Source organism: Streptomyces sp. LaPpAH-108 (assembly GCF_000373625.1).
Taxonomy (GTDB): Bacteria; Actinomycetota; Actinomycetes; order Streptomycetales; family Streptomycetaceae; genus Streptomyces.
In genome coordinates this window covers 222,789-242,855 of sequence record NZ_KB891987.1, presented here as the reverse complement: position 1 = coordinate 242,855, position 20,067 = coordinate 222,789, and the positions used below count along the sequence as shown (strand labels likewise).

The 20,067-nt window shown below is 66.6% G+C and carries 33 protein-coding genes; 1 reads left to right on the top strand and 32 read right to left on the bottom strand.

The window, feature by feature from the left end:
- Positions 1–63: 63 nt before the first annotated feature.
- The 31 genes from truA to rpsJ all read right to left on the bottom strand — a co-directional run bounded on the left by truA (position 64) and on the right by rpsJ (position 17,475).
- Entirely contained in the window at positions 64–918 is an 855-nt protein-coding gene (truA, locus tag B079_RS0101155; protein WP_018543924.1) for a tRNA pseudouridine(38-40) synthase TruA, read from the bottom strand.
- Between the two features lie 93 nt (positions 919–1,011).
- A complete protein-coding gene (gene rplQ / locus B079_RS0101150; protein ID WP_018543923.1) occupies positions 1,012–1,497 on the bottom strand; it encodes a 50S ribosomal protein L17 in 486 nt (161 codons plus the stop codon).
- 182 nt (positions 1,498–1,679) lie between these two features.
- Positions 1,680–2,702 carry a DNA-directed RNA polymerase subunit alpha gene (locus B079_RS0101145; protein ID WP_003966937.1) on the bottom strand — a complete coding sequence of 341 codons (1,023 nt, stop codon included), beginning with the start codon at positions 2,700–2,702 and terminating at the stop codon, positions 1,680–1,682.
- Positions 2,703–2,830: 128 nt separating this feature from the next.
- A complete protein-coding gene (gene rpsK / locus B079_RS0101140) occupies positions 2,831–3,235 on the bottom strand; it encodes a 30S ribosomal protein S11 (RefSeq protein WP_003956432.1) in 405 nt (134 codons plus the stop codon).
- Between the two features lie 64 nt (positions 3,236–3,299).
- On the bottom strand, positions 3,300–3,680 hold the full coding sequence (gene rpsM / locus B079_RS0101135; protein WP_018543922.1) for a 30S ribosomal protein S13: 381 nt from the start codon (positions 3,678–3,680) through the stop codon (positions 3,300–3,302).
- 186 nt (positions 3,681–3,866) lie between these two features.
- A complete protein-coding gene (rpmJ, locus tag B079_RS0101130) occupies positions 3,867–3,980 on the bottom strand; it encodes a 50S ribosomal protein L36 (protein ID WP_003998809.1) in 114 nt (37 codons plus the stop codon).
- A gap of 59 nt (positions 3,981–4,039) precedes the next feature.
- Positions 4,040–4,261: a translation initiation factor IF-1 gene (gene infA / locus B079_RS0101125; RefSeq protein WP_003948620.1), complete on the bottom strand. Its 222-nt coding sequence runs from the start codon at positions 4,259–4,261 to the stop codon at positions 4,040–4,042.
- A gap of 302 nt (positions 4,262–4,563) precedes the next feature.
- On the bottom strand, positions 4,564–5,400 hold the full coding sequence (gene map / locus B079_RS0101120) for a type I methionyl aminopeptidase (RefSeq protein ID WP_018543921.1): 837 nt from the start codon (positions 5,398–5,400) through the stop codon (positions 4,564–4,566).
- Positions 5,401–5,498: 98 nt separating this feature from the next.
- Positions 5,499–6,164 carry an adenylate kinase gene (locus B079_RS0101115; protein WP_018543920.1) on the bottom strand — a complete coding sequence of 222 codons (666 nt, stop codon included), beginning with the start codon at positions 6,162–6,164 and terminating at the stop codon, positions 5,499–5,501.
- On the bottom strand, positions 6,164–7,477 hold the full coding sequence (gene secY, locus B079_RS0101110; protein WP_018543919.1) for a preprotein translocase subunit SecY: 1,314 nt from the start codon (positions 7,475–7,477) through the stop codon (positions 6,164–6,166). The genes B079_RS0101115 and secY overlap by 1 nt, the downstream gene beginning before the upstream one ends.
- Before the next feature lie 187 nt (positions 7,478–7,664).
- Entirely contained in the window at positions 7,665–8,120 is a 456-nt protein-coding gene (rplO, locus tag B079_RS0101105; protein ID WP_018543918.1) for a 50S ribosomal protein L15, read from the bottom strand.
- A gap of 2 nt (positions 8,121–8,122) precedes the next feature.
- Positions 8,123–8,305, bottom strand: coding sequence for a 50S ribosomal protein L30 (rpmD, locus tag B079_RS0101100; RefSeq protein WP_003974250.1), 183 nt, complete (start codon positions 8,303–8,305; stop codon positions 8,123–8,125).
- Positions 8,305–8,910 carry a 30S ribosomal protein S5 gene (gene rpsE / locus B079_RS0101095; RefSeq protein ID WP_007494753.1) on the bottom strand — a complete coding sequence of 202 codons (606 nt, stop codon included), beginning with the start codon at positions 8,908–8,910 and terminating at the stop codon, positions 8,305–8,307. Before rpsE ends, rpmD begins: the two co-directional genes overlap by 1 nt.
- A 65-nt stretch (positions 8,911–8,975) precedes the next feature.
- Positions 8,976–9,359, bottom strand: a complete 384-nt coding sequence (gene rplR / locus B079_RS0101090) for a 50S ribosomal protein L18 (RefSeq protein WP_018543917.1) — start codon at positions 9,357–9,359, stop codon at positions 8,976–8,978.
- Between the two features lie 3 nt (positions 9,360–9,362).
- Complete coding sequence (gene rplF, locus B079_RS0101085) at positions 9,363–9,902, bottom strand: 50S ribosomal protein L6 (protein WP_018543916.1); 540 nt, start codon at positions 9,900–9,902, stop codon at positions 9,363–9,365.
- A gap of 24 nt (positions 9,903–9,926) precedes the next feature.
- Positions 9,927–10,325, bottom strand: coding sequence for a 30S ribosomal protein S8 (gene rpsH / locus B079_RS0101080; RefSeq protein ID WP_026248232.1), 399 nt, complete (start codon positions 10,323–10,325; stop codon positions 9,927–9,929).
- Positions 10,326–10,537: 212 nt separating this feature from the next.
- Positions 10,538–10,723 carry a type Z 30S ribosomal protein S14 gene (locus B079_RS0101075; RefSeq protein WP_003948630.1) on the bottom strand — a complete coding sequence of 62 codons (186 nt, stop codon included), beginning with the start codon at positions 10,721–10,723 and terminating at the stop codon, positions 10,538–10,540.
- Positions 10,724–10,728: 5 nt separating this feature from the next.
- Positions 10,729–11,286 (bottom strand): 50S ribosomal protein L5, encoded by a 558-nt coding sequence (gene rplE / locus B079_RS0101070; protein WP_026248231.1) that lies wholly within the window; start codon positions 11,284–11,286, stop codon positions 10,729–10,731.
- Complete coding sequence (gene rplX, locus B079_RS0101065) at positions 11,283–11,606, bottom strand: 50S ribosomal protein L24 (protein WP_018543913.1); 324 nt, start codon at positions 11,604–11,606, stop codon at positions 11,283–11,285. The genes rplE and rplX overlap by 4 nt, the downstream gene beginning before the upstream one ends.
- Positions 11,607–11,608: 2 nt before the next feature.
- Positions 11,609–11,977 (bottom strand): 50S ribosomal protein L14, encoded by a 369-nt coding sequence (rplN, locus tag B079_RS0101060; protein ID WP_003998823.1) that lies wholly within the window; start codon positions 11,975–11,977, stop codon positions 11,609–11,611.
- A gap of 126 nt (positions 11,978–12,103) precedes the next feature.
- Positions 12,104–12,388 carry a 30S ribosomal protein S17 gene (rpsQ, locus tag B079_RS0101055; RefSeq protein ID WP_018543912.1) on the bottom strand — a complete coding sequence of 95 codons (285 nt, stop codon included), beginning with the start codon at positions 12,386–12,388 and terminating at the stop codon, positions 12,104–12,106.
- Complete coding sequence (rpmC, locus tag B079_RS0101050; RefSeq protein ID WP_007494763.1) at positions 12,388–12,612, bottom strand: 50S ribosomal protein L29; 225 nt, start codon at positions 12,610–12,612, stop codon at positions 12,388–12,390. The genes rpsQ and rpmC overlap by 1 nt, the downstream gene beginning before the upstream one ends.
- Complete coding sequence (rplP, locus tag B079_RS0101045) at positions 12,612–13,031, bottom strand: 50S ribosomal protein L16 (protein ID WP_004927269.1); 420 nt, start codon at positions 13,029–13,031, stop codon at positions 12,612–12,614. Before rplP ends, rpmC begins: the two co-directional genes overlap by 1 nt.
- A 5-nt stretch (positions 13,032–13,036) precedes the next feature.
- Positions 13,037–13,861, bottom strand: coding sequence for a 30S ribosomal protein S3 (rpsC, locus tag B079_RS0101040; protein WP_010036723.1), 825 nt, complete (start codon positions 13,859–13,861; stop codon positions 13,037–13,039).
- A complete protein-coding gene (gene rplV, locus B079_RS0101035; RefSeq protein ID WP_019329637.1) occupies positions 13,861–14,208 on the bottom strand; it encodes a 50S ribosomal protein L22 in 348 nt (115 codons plus the stop codon). The genes rpsC and rplV overlap by 1 nt, the downstream gene beginning before the upstream one ends.
- Before the next feature lie 44 nt (positions 14,209–14,252).
- Entirely contained in the window at positions 14,253–14,534 is a 282-nt protein-coding gene (gene rpsS, locus B079_RS0101030) for a 30S ribosomal protein S19 (RefSeq protein WP_018543910.1), read from the bottom strand.
- A 12-nt stretch (positions 14,535–14,546) separates the two neighbouring features.
- Entirely contained in the window at positions 14,547–15,383 is an 837-nt protein-coding gene (gene rplB, locus B079_RS0101025) for a 50S ribosomal protein L2 (protein ID WP_018543909.1), read from the bottom strand.
- Positions 15,384–15,423: 40 nt separating this feature from the next.
- Complete coding sequence (gene rplW, locus B079_RS0101020) at positions 15,424–15,843, bottom strand: 50S ribosomal protein L23 (protein WP_018543908.1); 420 nt, start codon at positions 15,841–15,843, stop codon at positions 15,424–15,426.
- A complete protein-coding gene (gene rplD / locus B079_RS0101015; protein WP_018543907.1) occupies positions 15,843–16,499 on the bottom strand; it encodes a 50S ribosomal protein L4 in 657 nt (218 codons plus the stop codon). Before rplD ends, rplW begins: the two co-directional genes overlap by 1 nt.
- 5 nt (positions 16,500–16,504) lie before the next feature.
- Positions 16,505–17,149: a 50S ribosomal protein L3 gene (rplC, locus tag B079_RS0101010; protein WP_018543906.1), complete on the bottom strand. Its 645-nt coding sequence runs from the start codon at positions 17,147–17,149 to the stop codon at positions 16,505–16,507.
- A 17-nt stretch (positions 17,150–17,166) separates the two neighbouring features.
- The gene (rpsJ, locus tag B079_RS0101005; RefSeq protein ID WP_003948644.1) at positions 17,167–17,475 is read right to left on the bottom strand and encodes a 30S ribosomal protein S10; all 309 of its coding nucleotides are present in this window, start codon (positions 17,473–17,475) and stop codon (positions 17,167–17,169) included.
- A 754-nt stretch (positions 17,476–18,229) separates the two neighbouring features.
- On the opposite strand from rpsJ, the gene B079_RS35100 reads away from it, so the two are divergent.
- Complete coding sequence (locus tag B079_RS35100; protein ID WP_158684930.1) at positions 18,230–18,709, top strand: hypothetical protein; 480 nt, start codon at positions 18,230–18,232, stop codon at positions 18,707–18,709.
- Positions 18,710–18,853: 144 nt separating this feature from the next.
- On the opposite strand, the gene tuf is transcribed toward B079_RS35100, so the two are convergent.
- On the bottom strand, positions 18,854–20,047 hold the full coding sequence (tuf, locus tag B079_RS0100995) for an elongation factor Tu (RefSeq protein ID WP_018543905.1): 1,194 nt from the start codon (positions 20,045–20,047) through the stop codon (positions 18,854–18,856).
- Between the last annotated feature and the right edge of the window lie 20 nt (positions 20,048–20,067).

The window sequence follows — 20,067 nt, the reverse complement described above, 5'->3', positions numbered from 1 at the left end:
GGGCTCTCCCGAGCCCCCATCGAGCCTCGTCGAACCGTCCAGCCCCGCCCCGCCTCCCGCAGCTCAGCAGCAGCCCGCCGACGGCAGCGAGCGCCGGTTCCGGGCCTCCTTGTTCCGGGCGGCCAGCAGCTCGTCGGCCGGGTAGCCGACCTCCTCCAGGGTCAGCCCGTGCGGCCGTACGACATGCACGGCCGAGTCCCGCACCCCGGCGGCCAGCACCTTGCCCGGCCACTCAGGGCCCCGGTGTCCGTCGCCGACGAACAGCAGCGCGCCGATCAGCGAGCGGACCATGTTGTGGCAGAACGCGTCCGCGCGGACCGTCGCCGTGACGACACCGTCCGCACCGCGCTCCAGGCTCAGCTCCTGGAGCGTCCGGATGGTCGTCGCGCCCTCGCGCCGCTTGCAGTACGCGGCGAAGTCGTGCTCGCCGAGGAGGGCGCGCGCCGCCTCGTTCATGGCGGCCACGTCCAGCGGCCAGTCGTGCCAGAGCACATGGCCCCGCAGCAGCGGGTCGACCCCGCCCGGGTTGTCGGTGACGCGGTAGGCGTAGCGCCGCCAGATCGCCGAGAAGCGCGCGTTGAAGCCGGGGGGCGCCTCGGTCAGGCTCCACACCCGTACGTCCTTGGGCAGCCGCCCGGCGAGCCGCTTCAGCAGCTTCTCCCGGTGCTCGGCCCACACGTCCTCGGGCAGGTCGACGTGCGCGACCTGGCCGCGCGCGTGCACCCCGGCGTCCGTACGCCCGGCCACGGTCAGCTCGTACGTCTCCTTCGACCGCGTGACCGTCCTGAGGGCGTCCTCGATCTCCCCCTGCACGGTCCGCCGCCCGCCGGCCTGCTTGGCCCAGCCGTGGAAGTCGGTGCCGTCGTACGACAGGTCGAGGCGGATACGGACATGGCCGGGCTGTGCTTCGTCACTCACGGGGAAATCCTCTCAGGGCGCCGCCCACGGAAAAACAAGAAAACGGGCCCGCCCCCGTAAGGGCGGACCCGCTCTCAGGCGTCAGGCAGTGCCTCAGGCGTCCTTCGACTCCTCGGCGGGGGCCTCGACGGCCTCGGTCTGCTCGACCTTGGCCTCCTCGGCCTCCTTGACCGCACGCTTGGTGGCGGCCTCGGCCTCACCGGTCGCCTGCTGGGCGACGGTCAGGGCCTCGACCAGCTCGATGACGGCCATGGGCGCGTTGTCGCCACGGCGGTTACCGATCTTGGTGATGCGGGTGTAACCACCGGGGCGGTTCTCGTAGCGCGGGGCGATCTCGGTGAAGAGCGTGTGGACGACGCCCTTGTCCGTGATGACCTGGAGCACCTGGCGGCGGTTGTGAAGGTCACCCTTCTTCGCCTTGGTGACCAGACGCTCGGCGTACGGGCGCAGGCGGCGGGCCTTCGCCTCGGTGGTGGTGATACGGCCGTGCTCGAAGAGGCTCTTCGCGAGGTTCGCGAGCAGCAGCTTCTCGTGCGCGGCACTGCCGCCCAGACGGGCGCCCTTGGCAGGCTTCGGCATGGTGTTTCTCCTAGGTGTCTGCCCCGGCCGTGTCAGGTACCGGAGTCAGTATCTGAGCAGACGGTTGTCTGTCAGAGATCCGAGCGGGCCCCGAAGGGGGCCTGCTCGGAAAGGGGCGCGGGGAACTGCGCGATCAAGCACAGCGCTCCCGCACCCGAGTACGGACCGGAAGGTCCGAGCTCTTAGTACTGCTCGGTCTCCACGAAACCCGCGTCCGCGTCGTCGTCCGCGCCGAAGGCGTCAGCCGCAGCGGTCGGGTCGAACCCGGGAGGCGAGTCCTTGAGCGCGAGGCCCATACCCGCCAGCTTCGCCTTGACCTCGTCAATGGACTTCGCACCGAAGTTACGGATGTCCAGGAGGTCCGCCTCGGAGCGAGCGACAAGCTCACCCACGGAGTGGATGCCCTCACGCTTGAGGCAGTTGTACGACCGAACCGTCAGCTCAAGCTCCTCGATGGGAAGAGCCAGATCCGCGGCCAGGGCGGCGTCCGTCGGAGACGGACCCATGTCGATGCCCTCGGCGTCGATGTTCAGCTCGCGGGCGAGACCGAACAGCTCGACCAGCGTCTTACCGGCGGAGGCCATGGCGTCACGCGGACGCATCGCCTGCTTGGTCTCGACGTCGACGATCAGCTTGTCGAAGTCGGTGCGCTGCTCGACACGCGTGGCCTCGACCTTGTACGTGACCTTGAGAACCGGCGAGTAGATGGAGTCGACCGGGATACGGCCGATCTCCTGGCCCACCTGCTTGTTCTGCACGGCGGAGACGTAGCCGCGACCGCGCTCGACGGTCAGCTCCATCTCCAGCTTGCCCTTGCCGTTGAGCGTGGCGAGGACGAGGTCGGGGTTGTGCACCTCGACACCGGCCGGGGGCGCGATGTCGGCGGCGGTGACCAGACCCGGGCCCTGCTTGCGCAGGTACATCACGACCGGCTCGTCGTGCTCCGAGGAGACGACCAGCTGCTTGATGTTGAGGATGAGGTCGGTGACGTCCTCCTTGACGCCCGGCACGGTGGTGAACTCGTGCAGGACACCGTCGATGCGGATGCTGGTGACAGCGGCACCGGGGATCGACGACAGGAGGGTACGGCGGAGGGAGTTGCCGAGGGTGTAACCGAAGCCCGGCTCCAGCGGCTCGATGACGAACCGGGAACGGAACTCGTCGACAACCTCTTCGGTCAGCGAGGGACGCTGAGCGATCAGCATGGTGTGATCCTTCAGTCAGGGGCGCCCGCTATTTGACGCCCGACTTGTACTGCAAGGGTACGGGCGGCACGGCCCCGTGAGGAGTCGTACCGCCCGGAACCGCTAGACCAGCAGCGGAGCGCTGTGCGTCAGACGCGGCGGCGCTTCGGCGGGCGGCAGCCGTTGTGCGGGGTCGGGGTGACGTCCTGGATGGAGCCGACCTCGAGGCCCGTGGCCTGCAGGGAGCGGATCGCGGTCTCACGACCGGAACCCGGGCCCTTCACGAACACGTCGACCTTGCGCATGCCGTGCTCCTGAGCGCGGCGGGCAGCCGACTCGGCGGCCATCTGCGCGGCGAACGGCGTGGACTTCCGGGAGCCCTTGAAGCCGACGTGGCCGGCGGAGGCCCAGGAGATCACGTTGCCCGACGGGTCCGTGATGGAGACGATCGTGTTGTTGAACGTGCTCTTGATGTGCGCGTGGCCGTGAGCGACGTTCTTCTTTTCCTTGCGGCGCACCTTCTTGGCAGCGCCCTGACGACCCTTGGGGGGCATCTATTACTCCTACGGGAGGTGGTCGGTCCTTCAGCGAAGACCGTGGACAGTCGTCCGCTTCGGACTACTTCTTGCCCGGCTTCTTCTTGCCGGCGATGGCGCGACGCGGGCCCTTGCGGGTACGAGCGTTGGTGCTGGTGCGCTGACCGCGGACGGGCAGACCGCGACGGTGACGGAGACCCTGGTAGCAACCGATCTCGACCTTGCGGCGGATGTCGGCCTGGATCTCGCGACGGAGGTCACCCTCGGTCTTGATGTTGCTGTCGACGTACTCGCGGATCGCGACGAGCTGCTCTTCGCTCAGGTCGCGGACGCGGGTGTTGGGGTCGACGCCGGTCGCAGCCAGCGTCTCCTGGGACAGGGTCCGGCCAATGCCGAACACGTAGGTGAGGGCGACCTCCACGCGCTTTTCGCGCGGGATGTCAACACCGGAAACGCGTGCCATTCAATGGCTCCTGGTGAATCTTCGGAGGTCTTCCGCAGAACCGGCTCCCGGCCGCCGTACTAGGTACGAACCGGGTCCTCGGCCTCCGAACCGAGGGTGTCGAGCTGGATGGCTCGGGCTCTGCGTATGAACAAATTCAGCTTGCGTCGCGCGAATCTCTGCGGGTGCAGAGGGTGCGGTCGTGCGTCAGCCCTGGCGCTGCTTGTGGCGCGGGTTCTCGCAGATGACCATGACCCGGCCGTGACGGCGGATCACCCTGCACTTGTCGCAGATCTTCTTGACGCTCGGCTTGACCTTCATGGGTGAGGTTCTCCGGGTCAGTGCCATCACCCCGGCGACTGCCGGGATGCGGGCAAGATCTACTTGTACCGGTAGACGATCCGGCCACGCGTCAGGTCGTACGGAGACAGCTCCACCACGACCCGGTCGTCAGGGAGGATGCGGATGTAGTGCATACGCATCTTGCCGCTGATGTGTGCCAGGACCTGGTGGCCGTTCTGGAGCTCGACCTTGAACATGGCGTTCGGCAGAGACTCGACGACAGTGCCCTCGATCTCGATGGCACCTTGCTTCTTGGCCACGCTTCGCCCTTCGAATCGACTACCTTGATCGACTCTCTCACTCACCCCGAGAGGCGGGCTGCGAGCGCATGAAGACATGCGGGTGCACGAGAGCCGACGAGTCAGTCTACGTCAGCGCACCCGAAAAACACGAATCGCAAAAGTCTGCCCTGCCCAACAGATCATCATGCACCCGGGGCACAACTCATCGCTACGCCTGCGGGGCCAGAGCTACCGCCGCCATCGCTGTGGGCAGTCGTTCCGCTGGGGCGGAACGGGTGGGCACAGCGATGACCCCCGCAGCCGGCAACGGCGCCCGGCCCCTACGCGAGCGGATCCGGCGCAGCGGTGATGCCGTACTCCGCCAGCTTCGCCTTACCCCCGTCAGGCGCGGTGAGCACCAGCGGCCCCTGATCCGTGAGCGCCACCGAGTGCTCCCAGTGCGAAGACCAGGTCCCATCCGTGGTGATGACAGTCCAGTCATCGGACAGCACCTCGGTACGAGGCGTACCAAGAGAAACCATCGGCTCGATGGCGAGGCAGAACCCCGGCACCAGCTTCGGCCCCTTCCCCCGCCGCCGCTCGACATAGTTCAGCAGATGCGGATCCATGTGCATCTCGGTCCCGATGCCATGCCCGCCGTAGTCCTCGATGATCCCGTACCGCCCACCCCCCGGCTTCGGCTGCCGACGGATGTACGTCTCGATGGCACGCGAGATGTCCACCAGCCGGTTCCCCTGCTTCATCGCCGCGATGCCCGCCCACATCGACTCCTCGGTGACCCGGGACAGCTCGATCAGCTCGGGCGCGTGCCCGGAGCCGACGAAGGCCGTGTACGCCGCGTCCCCGTGCCAGCCGTCGACGATCGCGCCGCAGTCGATGGAGATGATGTCGCCGTCCTTGAGGACGACGTCGTCGGAGGGGATGCCGTGGACGACGACCTCGTTGGCCGAGGTGCAGATCGTCGCGGGGAAGCCGCCGTAGCCGAGGAAGTTGGACTTGGCGCCGTGCTCGTCGAGCACCTTGCGGGCGACCTGGTCCAGGTCGCGGGTGGTCGCACCCGGCACCGCCGCCTCACGGGTGGCCGCGTGGATCGCGGCGACGACCAGCCCCGCCGCACGCATCTTGGCGATCTGCTCGGGGGTCTTGATCTGCACCATGAGGGCCTGCGCTCTCCGTCACTCATCGACTGGGGTTAGGGACACAACACTACGGCCGCGGCGCCCCTGAGGGACACCGCGGCCGGAGGGAGCGCTCGTTACTCGGTCTCGTTCTGCTCGCTCTTGAGTGCGGTCAGCGCCCGCTGGGTGATCTCGTCCACCGGACCGAGCGAGGAGATCGTCACCACGAGGCCCTGGGACCGGTAGTAGTCGATGATCGGCTCGGTCTGCGTGTGGTAGACCTCCAGGCGCTTGCGGACCGTGTCCTCGGAGTCGTCGTCCCGCTGGTACAGCTCGCCGCCGCAGACGTCGCAGACGCCCTCCTGCTTCGGCTTGCTGTAGGTCACGTGGAAGACGTGCGAGGAGTCGTTGCGGCAGATGCGCCGGCCGGCGATCCGCTTGACGACCTCGTCCTCCGGGACCTCCAGGTCCAGCACCGCGTCCAGCTTGATGCCCTCGCCGCGCAGCAGCTCGTCCAGCGCCTCGGCCTGCGAGACGTTGCGCGGGAAGCCGTCGAGCAGGAAACCGCCCTCGGCGTCCGGCTGCTCCATGCGGTCCTTGGCCATCGCGATGGTGACCTCGTCGGGTACGAGGTTCCCGGCGTCCATGAAGGACTTCGCGAGTTTGCCCAGCTCCGTCTGCCGGCTGATGTTGGCCCGGAACAGGTCGCCCGTGGAGATGTGCGGGACGGACAGAGTCTCGGCGAGGCGGACGGCTTGCGTTCCCTTACCGGCACCAGGCGGCCCGACGAGGACGATACGCATCAGCGGAGGAACCCTTCGTAATTGCGCTGCTGGAGCTGGCTCTCGATCTGCTTCACGGTCTCCAGGCCGACACCCACGATGATGAGGATGCTGGTCCCGCCGAACGGGAAGTTCTGGCTTGCCCCGAAGCCCGCCAACGCCATCGTCGGCACAAGAGCGATCAGACCCAGATACAGCGAACCCGGCCAGGTGATCCGGTTGAGCACGTAACTCAGGTACTCAGCGGTCGGTCGGCCAGCCCGGATGCCCGGGATGAAGCCACCATACTTCTTCATGTTGTCCGCGACTTCCTCGGGGTTGAACGAGATCGCCACGTAGAAGAACGCGAAGAACACGATCAGCAGGAAGTACAGCGTGATGTAGACCGGGTGGTCGCCCTTGGTCAGGTTCGCCGTCACCCAGCGCTTCCAGCCCGAGTCCCCGCCCGCGAACTGCGCGACCAGAGCCGGGATGTAGAGCAGCGACGAGGCGAAGATGACCGGGATGACACCGGCCTGGTTCACCTTGAGCGGGATGTAGGTCGAGGTGCCGCCGTAGGACCGGCGGCCGATCATGCGCTTCGCGTACTGCACCGGGATACGGCGCTGGGCCTGCTCCACGAAGACAACGAGCCCGACCATGACCAGGCCGACCAGGATGACGGTGCCGAACTCGATCCAGCCGTCGGCCAGGGTGCCCTGCTTCTTGATGGCCCACAGCGCGGACGGGAAGGTCGCGGCGATCGAGATGAACATCAGGATCGACATGCCGTTGCCGATGCCGCGGTCGGTGATCAGCTCACCGAGCCACATGACGACGCAGGTACCGGCGGTCATGCAGATCACCATGGTGATCGTGATGAAGATCGACTGGTCCGGGACGATGCTGGGGGCGGCGGTGCAGCCGCTGAACAGCGCGCCGGTGCGGGCGGTGGCGACCAGGCCGGTGCCCTGGAGGATGGCGAGGGCCACGGTCAGATACCGCGTGTACTGGGTGATCTTCGCCGTACCGGACTGGCCCTCCTTCTTGAGGGCTTCCAGACGCGGGATCACCACGGTCAGCAGCTGGAGAATGATGCTGGCCGTGATGTACGGCATGATGCCGAGCGCGAAGATCGTGATCTGCAGCAGCGCGCCACCGCTGAACATGTTGACCAGTCCGAAGAGGCCCTGATTGCCGGACGCCTCGGTCACACAGGTCTGAACGGCCTTGTAATTGACGCCGGGGATCGGGATGTGGGTACCGACCCGGTAGACCACGATGATGCCCAGCGTGAAGAGCAGCTTCTTGCGCAGGTCGGGCGTCTTGAACGCCCGGGCGAACGCGGTGAGCACGGTGCCTCCTGCGACCCCCGCGCAACTGCGTCAAGGGTGACGGTCTAGAGGTTCGACGAATACGAAAAAGAACAGTGCAGGCCACCTTACCGGCGACACTGCCCCCCTAGGAACGACCAACCGGGGATACCTCATTGTGAGGTATCCCCGGTCGGGATCGTCTATGTCATCGAGAGGCCCGAGGGACTCAGACCAGCTCGGTGACCGTACCGCCGGCGGCGGTGATCTTCTCCTTGGCGGAGTCGGAGACGGCGTCCACCGTCACCTGCAGCGCCACGGAGATCTCGCCCTGGCCGAGGACCTTGACGAGGCTGTTCTTGCGAACGGCACCCTTGGCCACGAGGTCCTGGACGGTGACCTCTCCACCCTGCGGGTAGAGGGAGGCCAGCTTGTCCAGGTTCACGACCTGGTACTCGGTCTTGAACGGGTTCTTGAAGCCCTTCAGCTTCGGGAGACGCATGTGGAGGGGCATCTGGCCACCCTCGAAGCGCTCCGGAACCTGGTAACGGGCCTTCGTGCCCTTGGTACCACGACCGGCCGTCTTACCCTTCGACGCCTCACCACGACCCACACGGGTCTTGGCGGTCTTGGCGCCCGGGGCGGGACGGAGGTTGTGGATCTTGAGCGGGTTCTGCTCCGCCATGATCAGTCGACCTCCTCGACCGTCACGAGGTGGCGGACGGTGTGCACCATGCCGCGGAACTCGGGGCGGTCCTCCTTGACGACCTGCGTGTTGATCCCCTTGAGACCAAGGGAACGCAGCGTGTCACGGTGGTTCTGCTTGCTGCCGATGTAGGACTTGACCTGCGTGATCTTGAGCTGTGCCATTACGCACCAGCCCCGGCACGCGCACGCAGCAGAGCCGCGGGGGCGACGTCCTCGAGCGGCAGACCGCGGCGGGCCGCGACCTCCTCGGGACGCTGCAGGCCCTTGAGGGCCGCCACGGTGGCGTGCACGATGTTGATCGCGTTGTCGGAGCCCAGGGACTTCGACAGGATGTCGTGGATACCGGCGCACTCGAGCACGGCACGCACCGGGCCACCGGCGATAACACCGGTACCGGGGGACGCGGGCTTGAGCAGGACGACGCCGGCAGCCTTCTCACCCTGGATGGGGTGCGGGATGGTGCCCTGGATACGGGGGACCTTGAAGAAGTGCTTCTTGGCCTCCTCAACACCCTTGGCGATGGCGGCCGGCACCTCCTTGGCCTTGCCGTAACCGACACCCACGGTGCCGTCACCGTCGCCCACCACGACCAGCGCGGTGAAGCTGAAGCGACGACCACCCTTCACAACCTTGGCGACGCGGTTGATCGCGACAACGCGCTCAACGTACGCGGTCTTCTCGGCGGCAGCTGCGCCGCCGTCACGGCCCTTCCGGTCCCGCCGCTCGCCGCCACCGGCACCGCCACCGCGGCGCTGGGGTCCAGCCATTGGAATTACCTCTCTCTTTATCCGCTAGCTACGCAGCGTCTGAAAGTCGCTGCGCGACGGGAGACTCAGAACTTGAGTCCGGCTTCGCGGGCGGCGTCCGCCAGGGCGGCGATGCGCCCGGCGTACTGGTTGCCACCACGGTCGAATACGACAGCCTCGACACCGGCGGCCTTGGCGCGCTCGGCGACCAGGGCGCCGACGGACTTGGCCTGCGCCGACTTGTCGCTCTCGCCGCCGCGGATCGAAGCGTCCAGGGTCGACGCCGACGCCAGGGTGTGACCCTTGATGTCGTCGATGACCTGGGCCACGATGTGGCGGTTCGAGCGCGTCACGACGAGACGCGGACGCTCAGCCGTACCCGAGATGTGCTTACGGATCCGGATGTGGCGGCGCTTGATCGCGGCGCGCTTGTAGGCGTCGCCCTTGAGGATCTTCTGTCCGTATGCCATGGCTTACTTACCCGCCTTTCCGACCTTGCGGCGGATGACTTCGCCCTCGTACTTGACGCCCTTGGCCTTGTACGGGTCGGGCTTGCGCAGCTTGCGGATGTTGGCCGCAACCTCGCCGACCTTCTGCTTGTCGATGCCCTCGACCGAGAACCGGGTGGGGGCCTCGACCTTGAAGGTGATGCCCTCGGGGGCCTCGACGACGATCGGGTGGCTGTAGCCGAGCGCGAACTCGAGGTTCGAACCCTTGGCGGTCACTCGGTAACCGACACCGCTGATCTCGAGCTTCTTCACGTAACCCTGGGTCACGCCGGTGATCATGTTCGCCACCAGCGTGCGGGACAGGCCGTGCAGGGCCTTGTTCTGACGCTCGTCGTTGGGGCGGGTGACGTTGAGAACGCCGTCCTCGCCCTTGGCGATGTCGATCGGCGCCACGACGGTGTGGGTCAGTTCGCCCTTGGGGCCCTTGACCTTGACCGTACGGCCGTCGATGGTGACGTCCACGCCGGCGGGAACCGTGATGGGGAGCTTGCCAATACGCGACATAGCTGTTTCCTCCGTTCCCTTCCGTTACCAGACGTAGGCGAGAACTTCTCCGCCTACGCCCTTCTTGCCGGCCTGCTTGTCGGTGAGGAGCCCGTGGGACGTGGAGATGATCGCCACGCCGAGGCCACCCAGCACCTTGGGCAGGTTGGTGGACTTCGCGTAGACCCGGAGACCGGGCTTCGAGATCCGCTTGATGCCCGCGATGGAGCGCTCACGGTTCGGGCCGAACTTCAGCTCAAGGACGAGGTTCTTGCCGACCTCGGCGTCCTCGGTCTTCCAGCCCGTGATGAAGCCCTCCTGCTGGAGGATCTCCGCGATGTGAGACTTGATCTTCGACGCCGGCATCGTCACGGAGTCGTGGTATGCCGAGTTCGCGTTACGCAGACGCGTAAGCATGTCTGCGATCGGATCAGTCATGGTCATGAATTGGCCTTCGGCCTCTCTCGCCGGGGTTTCCTGGTGCGCCATCCCTCTCCTCGATCCGAGACGAGGCGGGTGCGGTGCGGTGGACCTACGGCGTAGTAAGTCGTACGGGCGCGACAGACGCCCAACCCCGCAAGCCTACGGCATGTGGGGAAGGGCCTCTGTCGACCCAGTTGCTTACCGAGAGCTTCAGGAATCCCTGTTTAAGGGGATTACCAGGAGCTCTTGGTCACGCCCGGCAGCTCGCCACGGTGAGCCATCTCACGAAGGCACACGCGGCACAGGCCGAACTTGCGGTACACGGAGTGCGGACGGCCGCAGCGCTGGCAGCGCGTGTAGCCACGCACCCCGAACTTGGGCTTGCGAGCAGCCTTAGCGATAAGAGCCTTCTTCGCCATCTCGCTCACGCCTCCTTGAACGGGAAGCCGAGGTGACGAAGGAGCGCGCGGCCCTCAGCGTCGTTGGTCGCCGTGGTGACCACGGTGATGTCCATACCCCGGACGCGGTCGATCTTGTCCTGGTCGATCTCGTGGAACATGACCTGCTCCGTGAGACCGAAGGTGTAGTTGCCACGGCCGTCGAACTGCTTGGGGGACAGACCACGGAAGTCGCGGATGCGCGGGAGCGCGAGCGACAGGGTGCGGTCCAGGAACTCCCACATGCGGTCGCCACGGAGCGTGACGTGGGCACCGATCGGCTGACCCTCGCGCAGCTTGAACTGCGCGATGGACTTGCGGGCCTTGGTGATGGCCGGCTTCTGACCGGTGATGGTGGTCAGGTCACGGACGGCACCGTCCATGAGCTTCGAGTCACGGGCGGCGTCGCCGACACCCATGTTGACCACGATCTTGACGAGGCCGGGGATCTGCATGACGTTCTCGTACTTGAACTCGTCACGCAGCTTGCCCGCGATCTCCTCGCGGTACTTCTGCTTCAGACGCGGAGTGGTGGTAGTCATCAGATGTCCTCACCCGTCCGCTTGGCAACGCGGATCTTGTTGCCCTCGTCGTCGAAGCGGTAACCGACGCGCGTGACGACCTTGTTGCCGTCCTTCTCCACGACCAGCTGAACGTTGGACACGTGGATGGGGGCCTCGGTGGTCACGATGCCGCCGGCCTGGGAACCGCTGGCGGTCGGGCCGGCCTTGGTGTGCTTCTTGACCCGGTTGACACCCTCGACCAGGACACGCTCGTCGCGCGGGTAAGCGGCAATGACCTTGCCCTGCTTGCCCTTGTCCTTACCGGTGATGACCTGGACCAGGTCGCCCTTCTTGATCTTCATGCTTACAGCACCTCCGGCGCGAGCGAGATGATCTTCATGAACTTCTTCTCGCGCAGCTCACGGCCGACGGGGCCGAAGATACGGGTGCCGCGAGGGTCGCCGTCGTTCTTCAGAATGACGGCGGCGTTCTCGTCGAAGCGGATGTACGAGCCGTCCGGACGGCGGCGCTCCTTGACGGTGCGAACGATGACCGCCTTGACGACGTCACCCTTCTTCACGTTGCCGCCGGGGATCGCGTCCTTGACGGTGGCGACGATGACGTCACCGATGCCCGCGTAGCGGCGACCGGAGCCACCGAGCACACGGATGCAAAGGATTTCCTTCGCACCAGTGTTGTCGGCGACACGCAGTCGCGACTCCTGCTGGATCACGTCTATCTCCTGTTTGTCTGCCGGTTCCCGGCCGGGGTCCGGTGACGGACCCCGGCCGAGCCTGGCGGAACGACCTGCGGATTTACCCCGCAGGAATACCTTGCTTCAGCAACTCCCTTGCGGGAATTACTTGGCCTTCTCGAGGATCTCGACGACGCGCCAGCGCTTCGTCGCGGACAGCGGCCGGGTCTCCATGAGGAGGACACGGTCGCCGACACCCGCGGCGTTCTGCTCGTCGTGCGCCTTGAGCTTGTTCGTACGGCGGATGACCTTGCCGTACAGCGCGTGCTTCACGCGGTCCTCGACGGCGACGACGACGGTCTTGTCCATCTTGTCGCTGACGACGAGACCCTCGCGGGTCTTGCGGAAGCCGCGGGCCTCTGCGTTCTCAGTCACGTTCTTCTCGCTCATCAGGCGTTCTCCACCGTTTCGATGCCCAGCTCACGCTCGCGCATCAGGGTGTAGATCCGCGCGATGTCCTTGCGGACCGCCTTCAGACGGCCGTGGTTCTCGAGCTGACCAGTCGCCGCCTGGAAACGGAGGTTGAACAGCTCTTCCTTGGCCTCGCGGAGCTTCGCAAGAAGCTCCTCGTTGCCCAGCTCGCGCAGCTCGGACGCCTTGGTACCGGCCGACATCACGCTTCACCTGCCTCGCGCTTGACGATCCGGCACTTCATCGGCAGCTTGTGAGCCGCACGAGTGAGGGCCTCACGCGCAATCTTCTCGTTGGGGTAGGACAGCTCGAACATGACCCGGCCCGGGTGCACGTTCGCGATCCACCACTCCGGAGAACCCTTACCGGAACCCATGCGGGTCTCGGCAGGCTTCTTCGTCAGCGGACGGTCCGGGTAGATGTTGATCCAGACCTTGCCGCCACGCTTGATGTGGCGGGTCATCGCGATACGGGCCGCCTCGATCTGGCGGTTGGTCACGTACGCCGGCGTGAGGGCCTGAATGCCGTACTCGCCGAACGCGACCGTCGTACCGCCCTTGGCCTGACCACGGCGCTTCGGGTGGTGCTGCTTGCGGTGCTTGACCCTACGGGGGATCAGCATGTCGGTCAGGCCTCCGTTCCGGTGCTCTCAGCCGGAGCGGCGGCGGCGGGAGCCTCGGCCTTGGGGGCCTCGGCACCGGCAGCCTGCTGCGGCTTACGACCGCGCCGCTCGCCACCGCGGCCACCACGGGCCGGGCGGTCGGCACCACCACGGGCCGGGCGGTTACCCGCACGGGCCGCAGCGTTCTCGGCGCGGACCTCGGCGATGTTCTTGACGTCGCCCTTGTAGATCCAGACCTTCACGCCGATGCGGCCGAAGGTCGTCTTGGCCTCGAAGAAGCCGTAGTCCACGTTCGCGCGGAGCGTGTGCAGGGGCACGCGGCCCTCGCGGTAGAACTCCGAGCGGGACATCTCGGCGCCACCGAGGCGGCCACCGCACTGGATCTTGATGCCCTTGGCGCCGGCCTTCATGGCGGACTGCATGCTCTTACGCATGGCCCGACGGAAGGAGACGCGGGAGGAGAGCTGCTCGGCGACGGCCTGGGCAACCAGCTGAGCGTCGGTCTCGGGGTTCTTGACCTCGAGGATGTTCAGCTGGACCTGCTTGCCCGTGAGCTTCTCGAGGTCACCGCGGATGCGGTCGGCCTCGGCGCCACGGCGGCCGATGACGATGCCCGGACGAGCGGTGTGGATGTCCACCCGCACGCGGTCACGGGTGCGCTCGATCTCGACCTTCGAGATGCCGGCGCGCTCCATGCCGGACGTCATCATCCGACGGATGGCGACGTCTTCCTTGACGTAGTCCTTGTACAGCTTGTCGGCGTACCAACGCGACTTGAAGTCGGTCGTGACACCGAGCCGGAACCCATGCGGGTTAACCTTCTGGCCCATTACCGGGTTCCTTCCTTGCTGCTGACGACCACGGTGATGTGGCTGGTCCGCTTGCGGATCCGGTAGGCACGGCCCTGGGCACGCGGCCGGAACCGCTTCAGGGTCGGGCCCTCGTCGACGTACGCCTCGGAGATGTAGAGGCTGTCGGCGTCGGTGTGGTCGTAGTTGTGCGCGGCGTTGGCGATGGCGCTGTCGAGCACCTTGCCGACCGGCACGGAGGCTGCCTGCGGAGCGAATCGCAGAACAGCCTGAGCCTCCGTGGCATCCATGCCACGGATAAGGTCCACCACGCGGCGGGCCTTCATGGGCGTAACGCGGATGTACCGCGCCTGGGCCCTGGCTTCCATGGTTGTCCCTCTCAGTTACTTACGTGTCTGAATGCGATCCGCTACTAGCGGCGCTTCGACTTCCGGTCGTCCTTGACGTGGCCCCGGAAGGTGCGGGTCGGCGAGAACTCGCCGAGCTTGTGGCCGACCATCGACTCGGTGACGAACACCGGGATGTGGGTCTTGCCGTTGTGCACCGCGAGGGTGTGTCCGAGCATCGCCGGGATGATCATCGAGCGGCGGGACCAGGTCTTGATGACGTTCTTGGTGCCGGCTTCGTTCTGGGCGTCCACCTTCTTGATCAGGTGGTCGTCGACGAAGGGCCCCTTCTTCAGGCTACGAGGCATCTCAACCCGTCCTTAGCGCTTCTTGTTCGTCTTGCGGCGGCGGACGATGTACTTGTTCGACGCCTTCTTGGGCGAACGAGTACGGCCTTCCTTCTTGCCCCACGGGGACACAGGGTGGCGACCACCGGAGGTCCGGCCCTCACCACCACCGTGCGGGTGGTCAACCGGGTTCATGACCACACCACGGACGGTCGGGCGAACGCCCAGCCACCGCTTACGGCCGGCCTTACCCCAGTTGATGTTGCTCTGCTCGGCGTTGCCGACCTCGCCGACGGTGGCGCGGCAGCGCACGTCGACCAGGCGGATCTCACCGGACGGCATACGCAGGTGGGCGTAGGCGCCCTCCTTGGCGAGCAGCTGCACGGAGGCACCGGCGGAACGGGCGAACTTGGCACCGCCACCGGGACGGAGCTCGATCGCGTGGATCGTGGTACCGACCGGGATGTTGCGGAGGGCCAGGTTGTTGCCCGGCTTGATGTCGGCCCCGGGACCGTTCTCGACGCGGTCACCCTGCTGCAGGTTGCGCGGGGCGAGGATGTAGCGCTTCTCGCCGTCGGCGTAGTGCAGCAGCGCGATGCGCGCGGTGCGGTTGGGGTCGTACTCGATGTGCGCGACCTTCGCCGGCACGCCGTCCTTGTCGTGACGACGGAAGTCGATCACTCGGTAGGCGCGCTTGTGTCCGCCACCCTGGTGGCGAACGGTCACACGACCGGCGTTGTTACGGCCGCCCTTGCTGTGCAGCGGGCGGACCAGCGACTTCTCCGGCGTGGACCGCGTGACCTCGACGAAGTCGGCGACGCTGGCACCACGACGGCCCGGCGTAGTCGGCTTGTACTTGCGGATTCCCATTTCTCAGTCCTCGTCCGATATCGGACGATCCGGACCGCCCTTAGGCGGTCGGACCGCCGAAGATGTCGATACGGTCGCCCTCGGCGAGGGTCACGATCGCGCGCTTGGTGGCGGCACGCTGACCGAAGCCGGTCTTCGTGCGCTTGCGCTTGCCCTGGCGGTTGATCGTGTTGACCCCGGTGACCTGGACGTCGAAGACCGCCTGGACGGCCTGCTTGATCTGGGTCTTGTTGGCGTTCGGGTCGACGATGAACGTGTACTTGTTCTCGTCGATGAGCGAGTAGCTCTTCTCCGAGACGACCGGCTTCAGCAGGACGTCACGGGGGTCCGTGTACGACTTGCTCAGCGGGGTCTCGACGGTGTTCTTGCCCTCGGTGGCGTGGCGCTTCGCCTTGGCGACGCGCGCGGCCTTGGCGGCCTTGGCGGCCTTCGAGGCGATGCTCGGGTGACGCGTAGCCATCAGGCTTCGCTCCCTTCGGTGTCAGCGGCCTTGGGGCCAGACACGAAGGACTCGAACGCGGCCTGGGTGAAGACCACGTCGTCCGAGACGAGAACGTCGTACGTGTTCAGCTGGCCCGGCTCCAGGATGTGGACCTGGGGCAGGTTGCGCGCGGAAAGCAGCGCGGCCTCGTCGGAGCGCTCGATGACCAGGAGCACGTTCTTGCGCTCGCTGATCTTGCCGAGGAAGCTCTTCGCGGCCTTGGTGGAGGGAGTCGCACCCTCGACCACGCCGGTGACGACGTGGATGCGAGCGTTGCGGGCCCGGTCGGTGAGGGCGTGGCGCAGGGCCGCGGCCTTCATCTTCTTCGGGGTCCGCTGCGAGTAGTCACGCGGCGTGGGGCCGTGGACGACGCCACCGCCGGCGAACTGCGGCGCACGGGTCGAACCCTGGCGCGCGCGGCCGGTGCCCTTCTGACGGTAAGGCTTCCTACCGCCACCACGGACCTCGCCACGGCTCTTGACCTTGTGCGTGCCCTGACGGGCCGCGGCCAGCTGCGCGACGACGACCTGGTGAAGCAGCGGGATGCTGATCTTCTCGACGTCGAAGATCTCGGCCGGGAGCTCGACGGTCCCGGCGTTGTCGCCGGAGGGCGACAGGATGTCAATGGTGCTCATAGTCCTCAGGCCCCCTTGGCCGCGGTGCGGACCAGGACGAGGCCGCCGTTCGGACCAGGAACCGCGCCCTTGATGAGGAGCAGGCCCTTCTCCGCGTCAACGGCGTGAACGGTCAGGTTCTGGGTGGTGACCCGCTCGTTGCCCATGCGACCCGCCATGCGCATGCCCTTGAAGACACGGCCGGGGGTGGCACAGCCACCGATGGAACCGGGCATGCGGTGCACACGGTGGGCACCGTGGGACGCCTTGCCACCCTTGAAGTTGTGGCGCTTCATGACACCGGCGAAGCCCTTGCCCTTGCTCTTCGCGGTGACGTCGACCTTGACGCCCGACTCGAAAACCTCGGCAGTGATCTCCTGACCCAGCGTGTACTCGCTGGCGTCGGAGGTACGGAGCTCCACCAGGTGGCGGCGCGGAGTTACGTCGGCCTTGGCGAAGTGGCCCTTGAGGGGCTTGTTCACCTTGCGCGGGTCGATCTCGCCGAAGGCGATCTGGACCGACTCGTAGCCGTCGACGTCGTTGGTGCGGACCTGGGTCACGACGTTCGGACCGGCCTTGACGACGGTGACCGGAACAACACGGTTGTTCTCGTCCCACACCTGCGTCATGCCGAGCTTCTCGCCCAGGATGCCCTTGATCTGCTTAGCCATTCTCAGATCACCGACCCTCAGAGCTTGATCTCGATGTCGACACCGGCCGGGAGGTCGAGTCGCATCAGGGAGTCAACGGTCTTGGGCGTCGGGTCGAGGATGTCGATCAGGCGCTTGTGCGTGCGCATCTCGAAGTGCTCGCGCGAGTCCTTGTACTTGTGCGGCGACTTGATGACGCAGTACACGTTCTTCTCAGTGGGCAGCGGCACCGGGCCCGCGACCGACGCACCAGTGCGGGTCACCGTCTCGACGATCTTCTTCGCCGAAGAGTCGATGACCTCGTGGTCGTAGGCCTTGAGCCGGATGCGGATCTTCTGTCCCGCCATGGCTACTCAGTAGTCCTGTCTCTCAACGCTCTGGAACCCGGTGGTTTCCGATTGCCTTCTCTCCGACCCACGCGGTCGGGCGTGTCGCGCTCCCGCTGACAGAAATATCCCTATACGGAACATCCCATCGGGGGAATGCACACGGCCCGTCCGGAACCGCAGACCGGGGGCGGAAGGCCCACCGAGTGCCTGGCCGGTGCCGCACCCACGCTTCCCGGAAGATTCCCGTACGTCCAACCCACGAGGGGTTGACGAGTACTGTGGGACTCGCTTCCGGTCCTCCCGGCGGGAGGCGCGCAGCATCAACACTCGACCGAGCAACTAGGACAGTTTGCCACACGGTCCCTGCCGCTGGCCAATCGAGCGGAAGAGATTACCCCGAGAGTGACACAGGTCAAACACCAGCACGCGGGGAGGACGCGCTGAACGGACGACCGGCACGAACTCTCCCTCACACCCGGCTACCGAATGAACTCCGCCGAGCTGCATCAACTGGGGTTCCACATCCCGGAGGGTGACCGACCCGTCCCGTTCTTTCACCAGGTAGCGGAGGGGTCGCGGCTCATCAGGGGCAGCGCGCCGTCCACGGGGTCGATCGCGAACCAGCCGGAGCGGGCGCCCGCGTACTCCCCCTTGTTGTCGCGCAACGCCCGCCGCAGTTCGGCGAGTTCGCCGTCCGCCCCGGCTCAGCCGCTCCAGCGGCCTCTCCGCCGCCAGCGCCTCGTACCGCTCGACGTCTCCCAGAGCGGACCCGTTGAAGCCCCGGCCCGCACCGCCACCGTCCACCGCCGAGGTCAGCCCGAGCCGCACCCCCTCGTCCGCATCCGACACCGCCCGTACGGCATGGTCGATGCGCTCCTGCCAGGACCGTACGGCCGAGTCGTCGGCACCGTCCGCCGACACCCCACGCTCGGAGACCCGCAGCCCCGCCGCCAGCGCCTCCCGACGCACAGCGCCCAACCGCCCCCGCAACTCCGTGAACTGCGCGTGCGCATCCCGCAGCAGGGAGGCGATCGCCGCCGCCTCCGCGCCCAGCCGGTCCAGCAGGTTCCGCATCTGCCCGCCCCAGGCGGTGTGCGCCCTGCGCAGGGCCGCCGAGGTCAGCCAGCCGTCGCCGTCCCGGGCGCCGAACGCCTTCACGGCGGCGGAGGTCTCGTCGCCCGCGTACGCCCCGGCCGCCCGGGTGTCCGGCTCCAGAGCGTCCTGCAACGCCCGCGCCACCGAACGCTGCTGAGCGGGCGAGGAGGCCGGCAGCCCGCCTCCGCCGACACCAGTACCGCCCGCGCCGCCCAAAACCCCGGACAACGCGAAGAGGCCCGTACGACCGGAGTCGTACGGGCCTCTCGAAGGTCAGTCAGTGACCTCGAAGCAAGGGAACTTACTTCGTGATCTTGGTGACCTGGCCGGCGCCCACCGTGCGGCCACCCTCACGGATGGCGAACTTCAGGCCCTCTTCCATGGCGACGGGCTGGATGAGCTCCACCTTCATCTCGGTGTTGTCACCCGGCATGACCATCTCGGTGCCCTCGGGGAGGGTCACCACGCCGGTCACGTCCGTCGTACGGAAGTAGAACTGCGGACGGTAGTTGTTGAAGAACGGCGTGTGGCGGCCACCCTCGTCCTTGGACAGGATGTAGGCCTGGGCCTCGAACTCGGTGTGCGGGGTGACCGAACCGGGCTTGATGATGACCTGGCCGCGCTCGACGTCCTCGCGCTTGATGCCGCGGAGCAGCAGACCGACGTTCTCACCGGCCTGGCCCTCGTCGAGCAGCTTGCGGAACATCTCGATGCCGGTGACCGTGGTGGTGGTCTTCTCCGGCTTGATGCCGATGATGTCGACGGTCTCGTTGACCTTGAGGACACCACGCTCGATACGACCGGTGACGACGGTGCCACGACCGGTGATCGTGAAGACGTCCTCGATCGGCATCAGGAACGGCTTGTCGACGTCACGCTCGGGCTGCGGGATGGCCTCGTCGACGGCCTTCATCAGCTCGAGAACCGACTGGGTCCACTCGGGGTCACCCTCGAGGGCCTTGAGCGCGGAGACCTTGACGACCGGAACGTCGTCGCCCGGGAACTCGTACTCGGAGAGGAGCTCACGGACCTCGAGCTCGACGAGCTCCAGGATCTCCTCGTCGTCCACCATGTCGGCCTTGTTCAGGGCGACGACGATGTACGGAACGCCGACCTGGCGGGCCAGGAGCACGTGCTCCTTGGTCTGCGGCATCGGGCCGTCGGTGGCGGCGACCACGAGGATCGCGCCGTCCATCTGCGCGGCACCGGTGATCATGTTCTTGATGTAGTCCGCGTGACCCGGGCAGTCGACGTGGGCGTAGTGACGCGCATCGGTCTGGTACTCGACGTGCGCGATGGAGATGGTGATACCGCGCTGACGCTCTTCGGGCGCCTTGTCGATGTTGTCGAACGCGGTGGCCTCGTTGAGGTCCGGGTACGCGTCGTGCAGCACCTTGGTAATGGCGGCCGTGAGGGTCGTCTTACCGTGGTCGATGTGACCGATGGTGCCGATGTTGACGTGCGGCTTAGTCCGCTCGAACTTCGCCTTCGCCACTGGGTCCTCCTGTGGAGTGG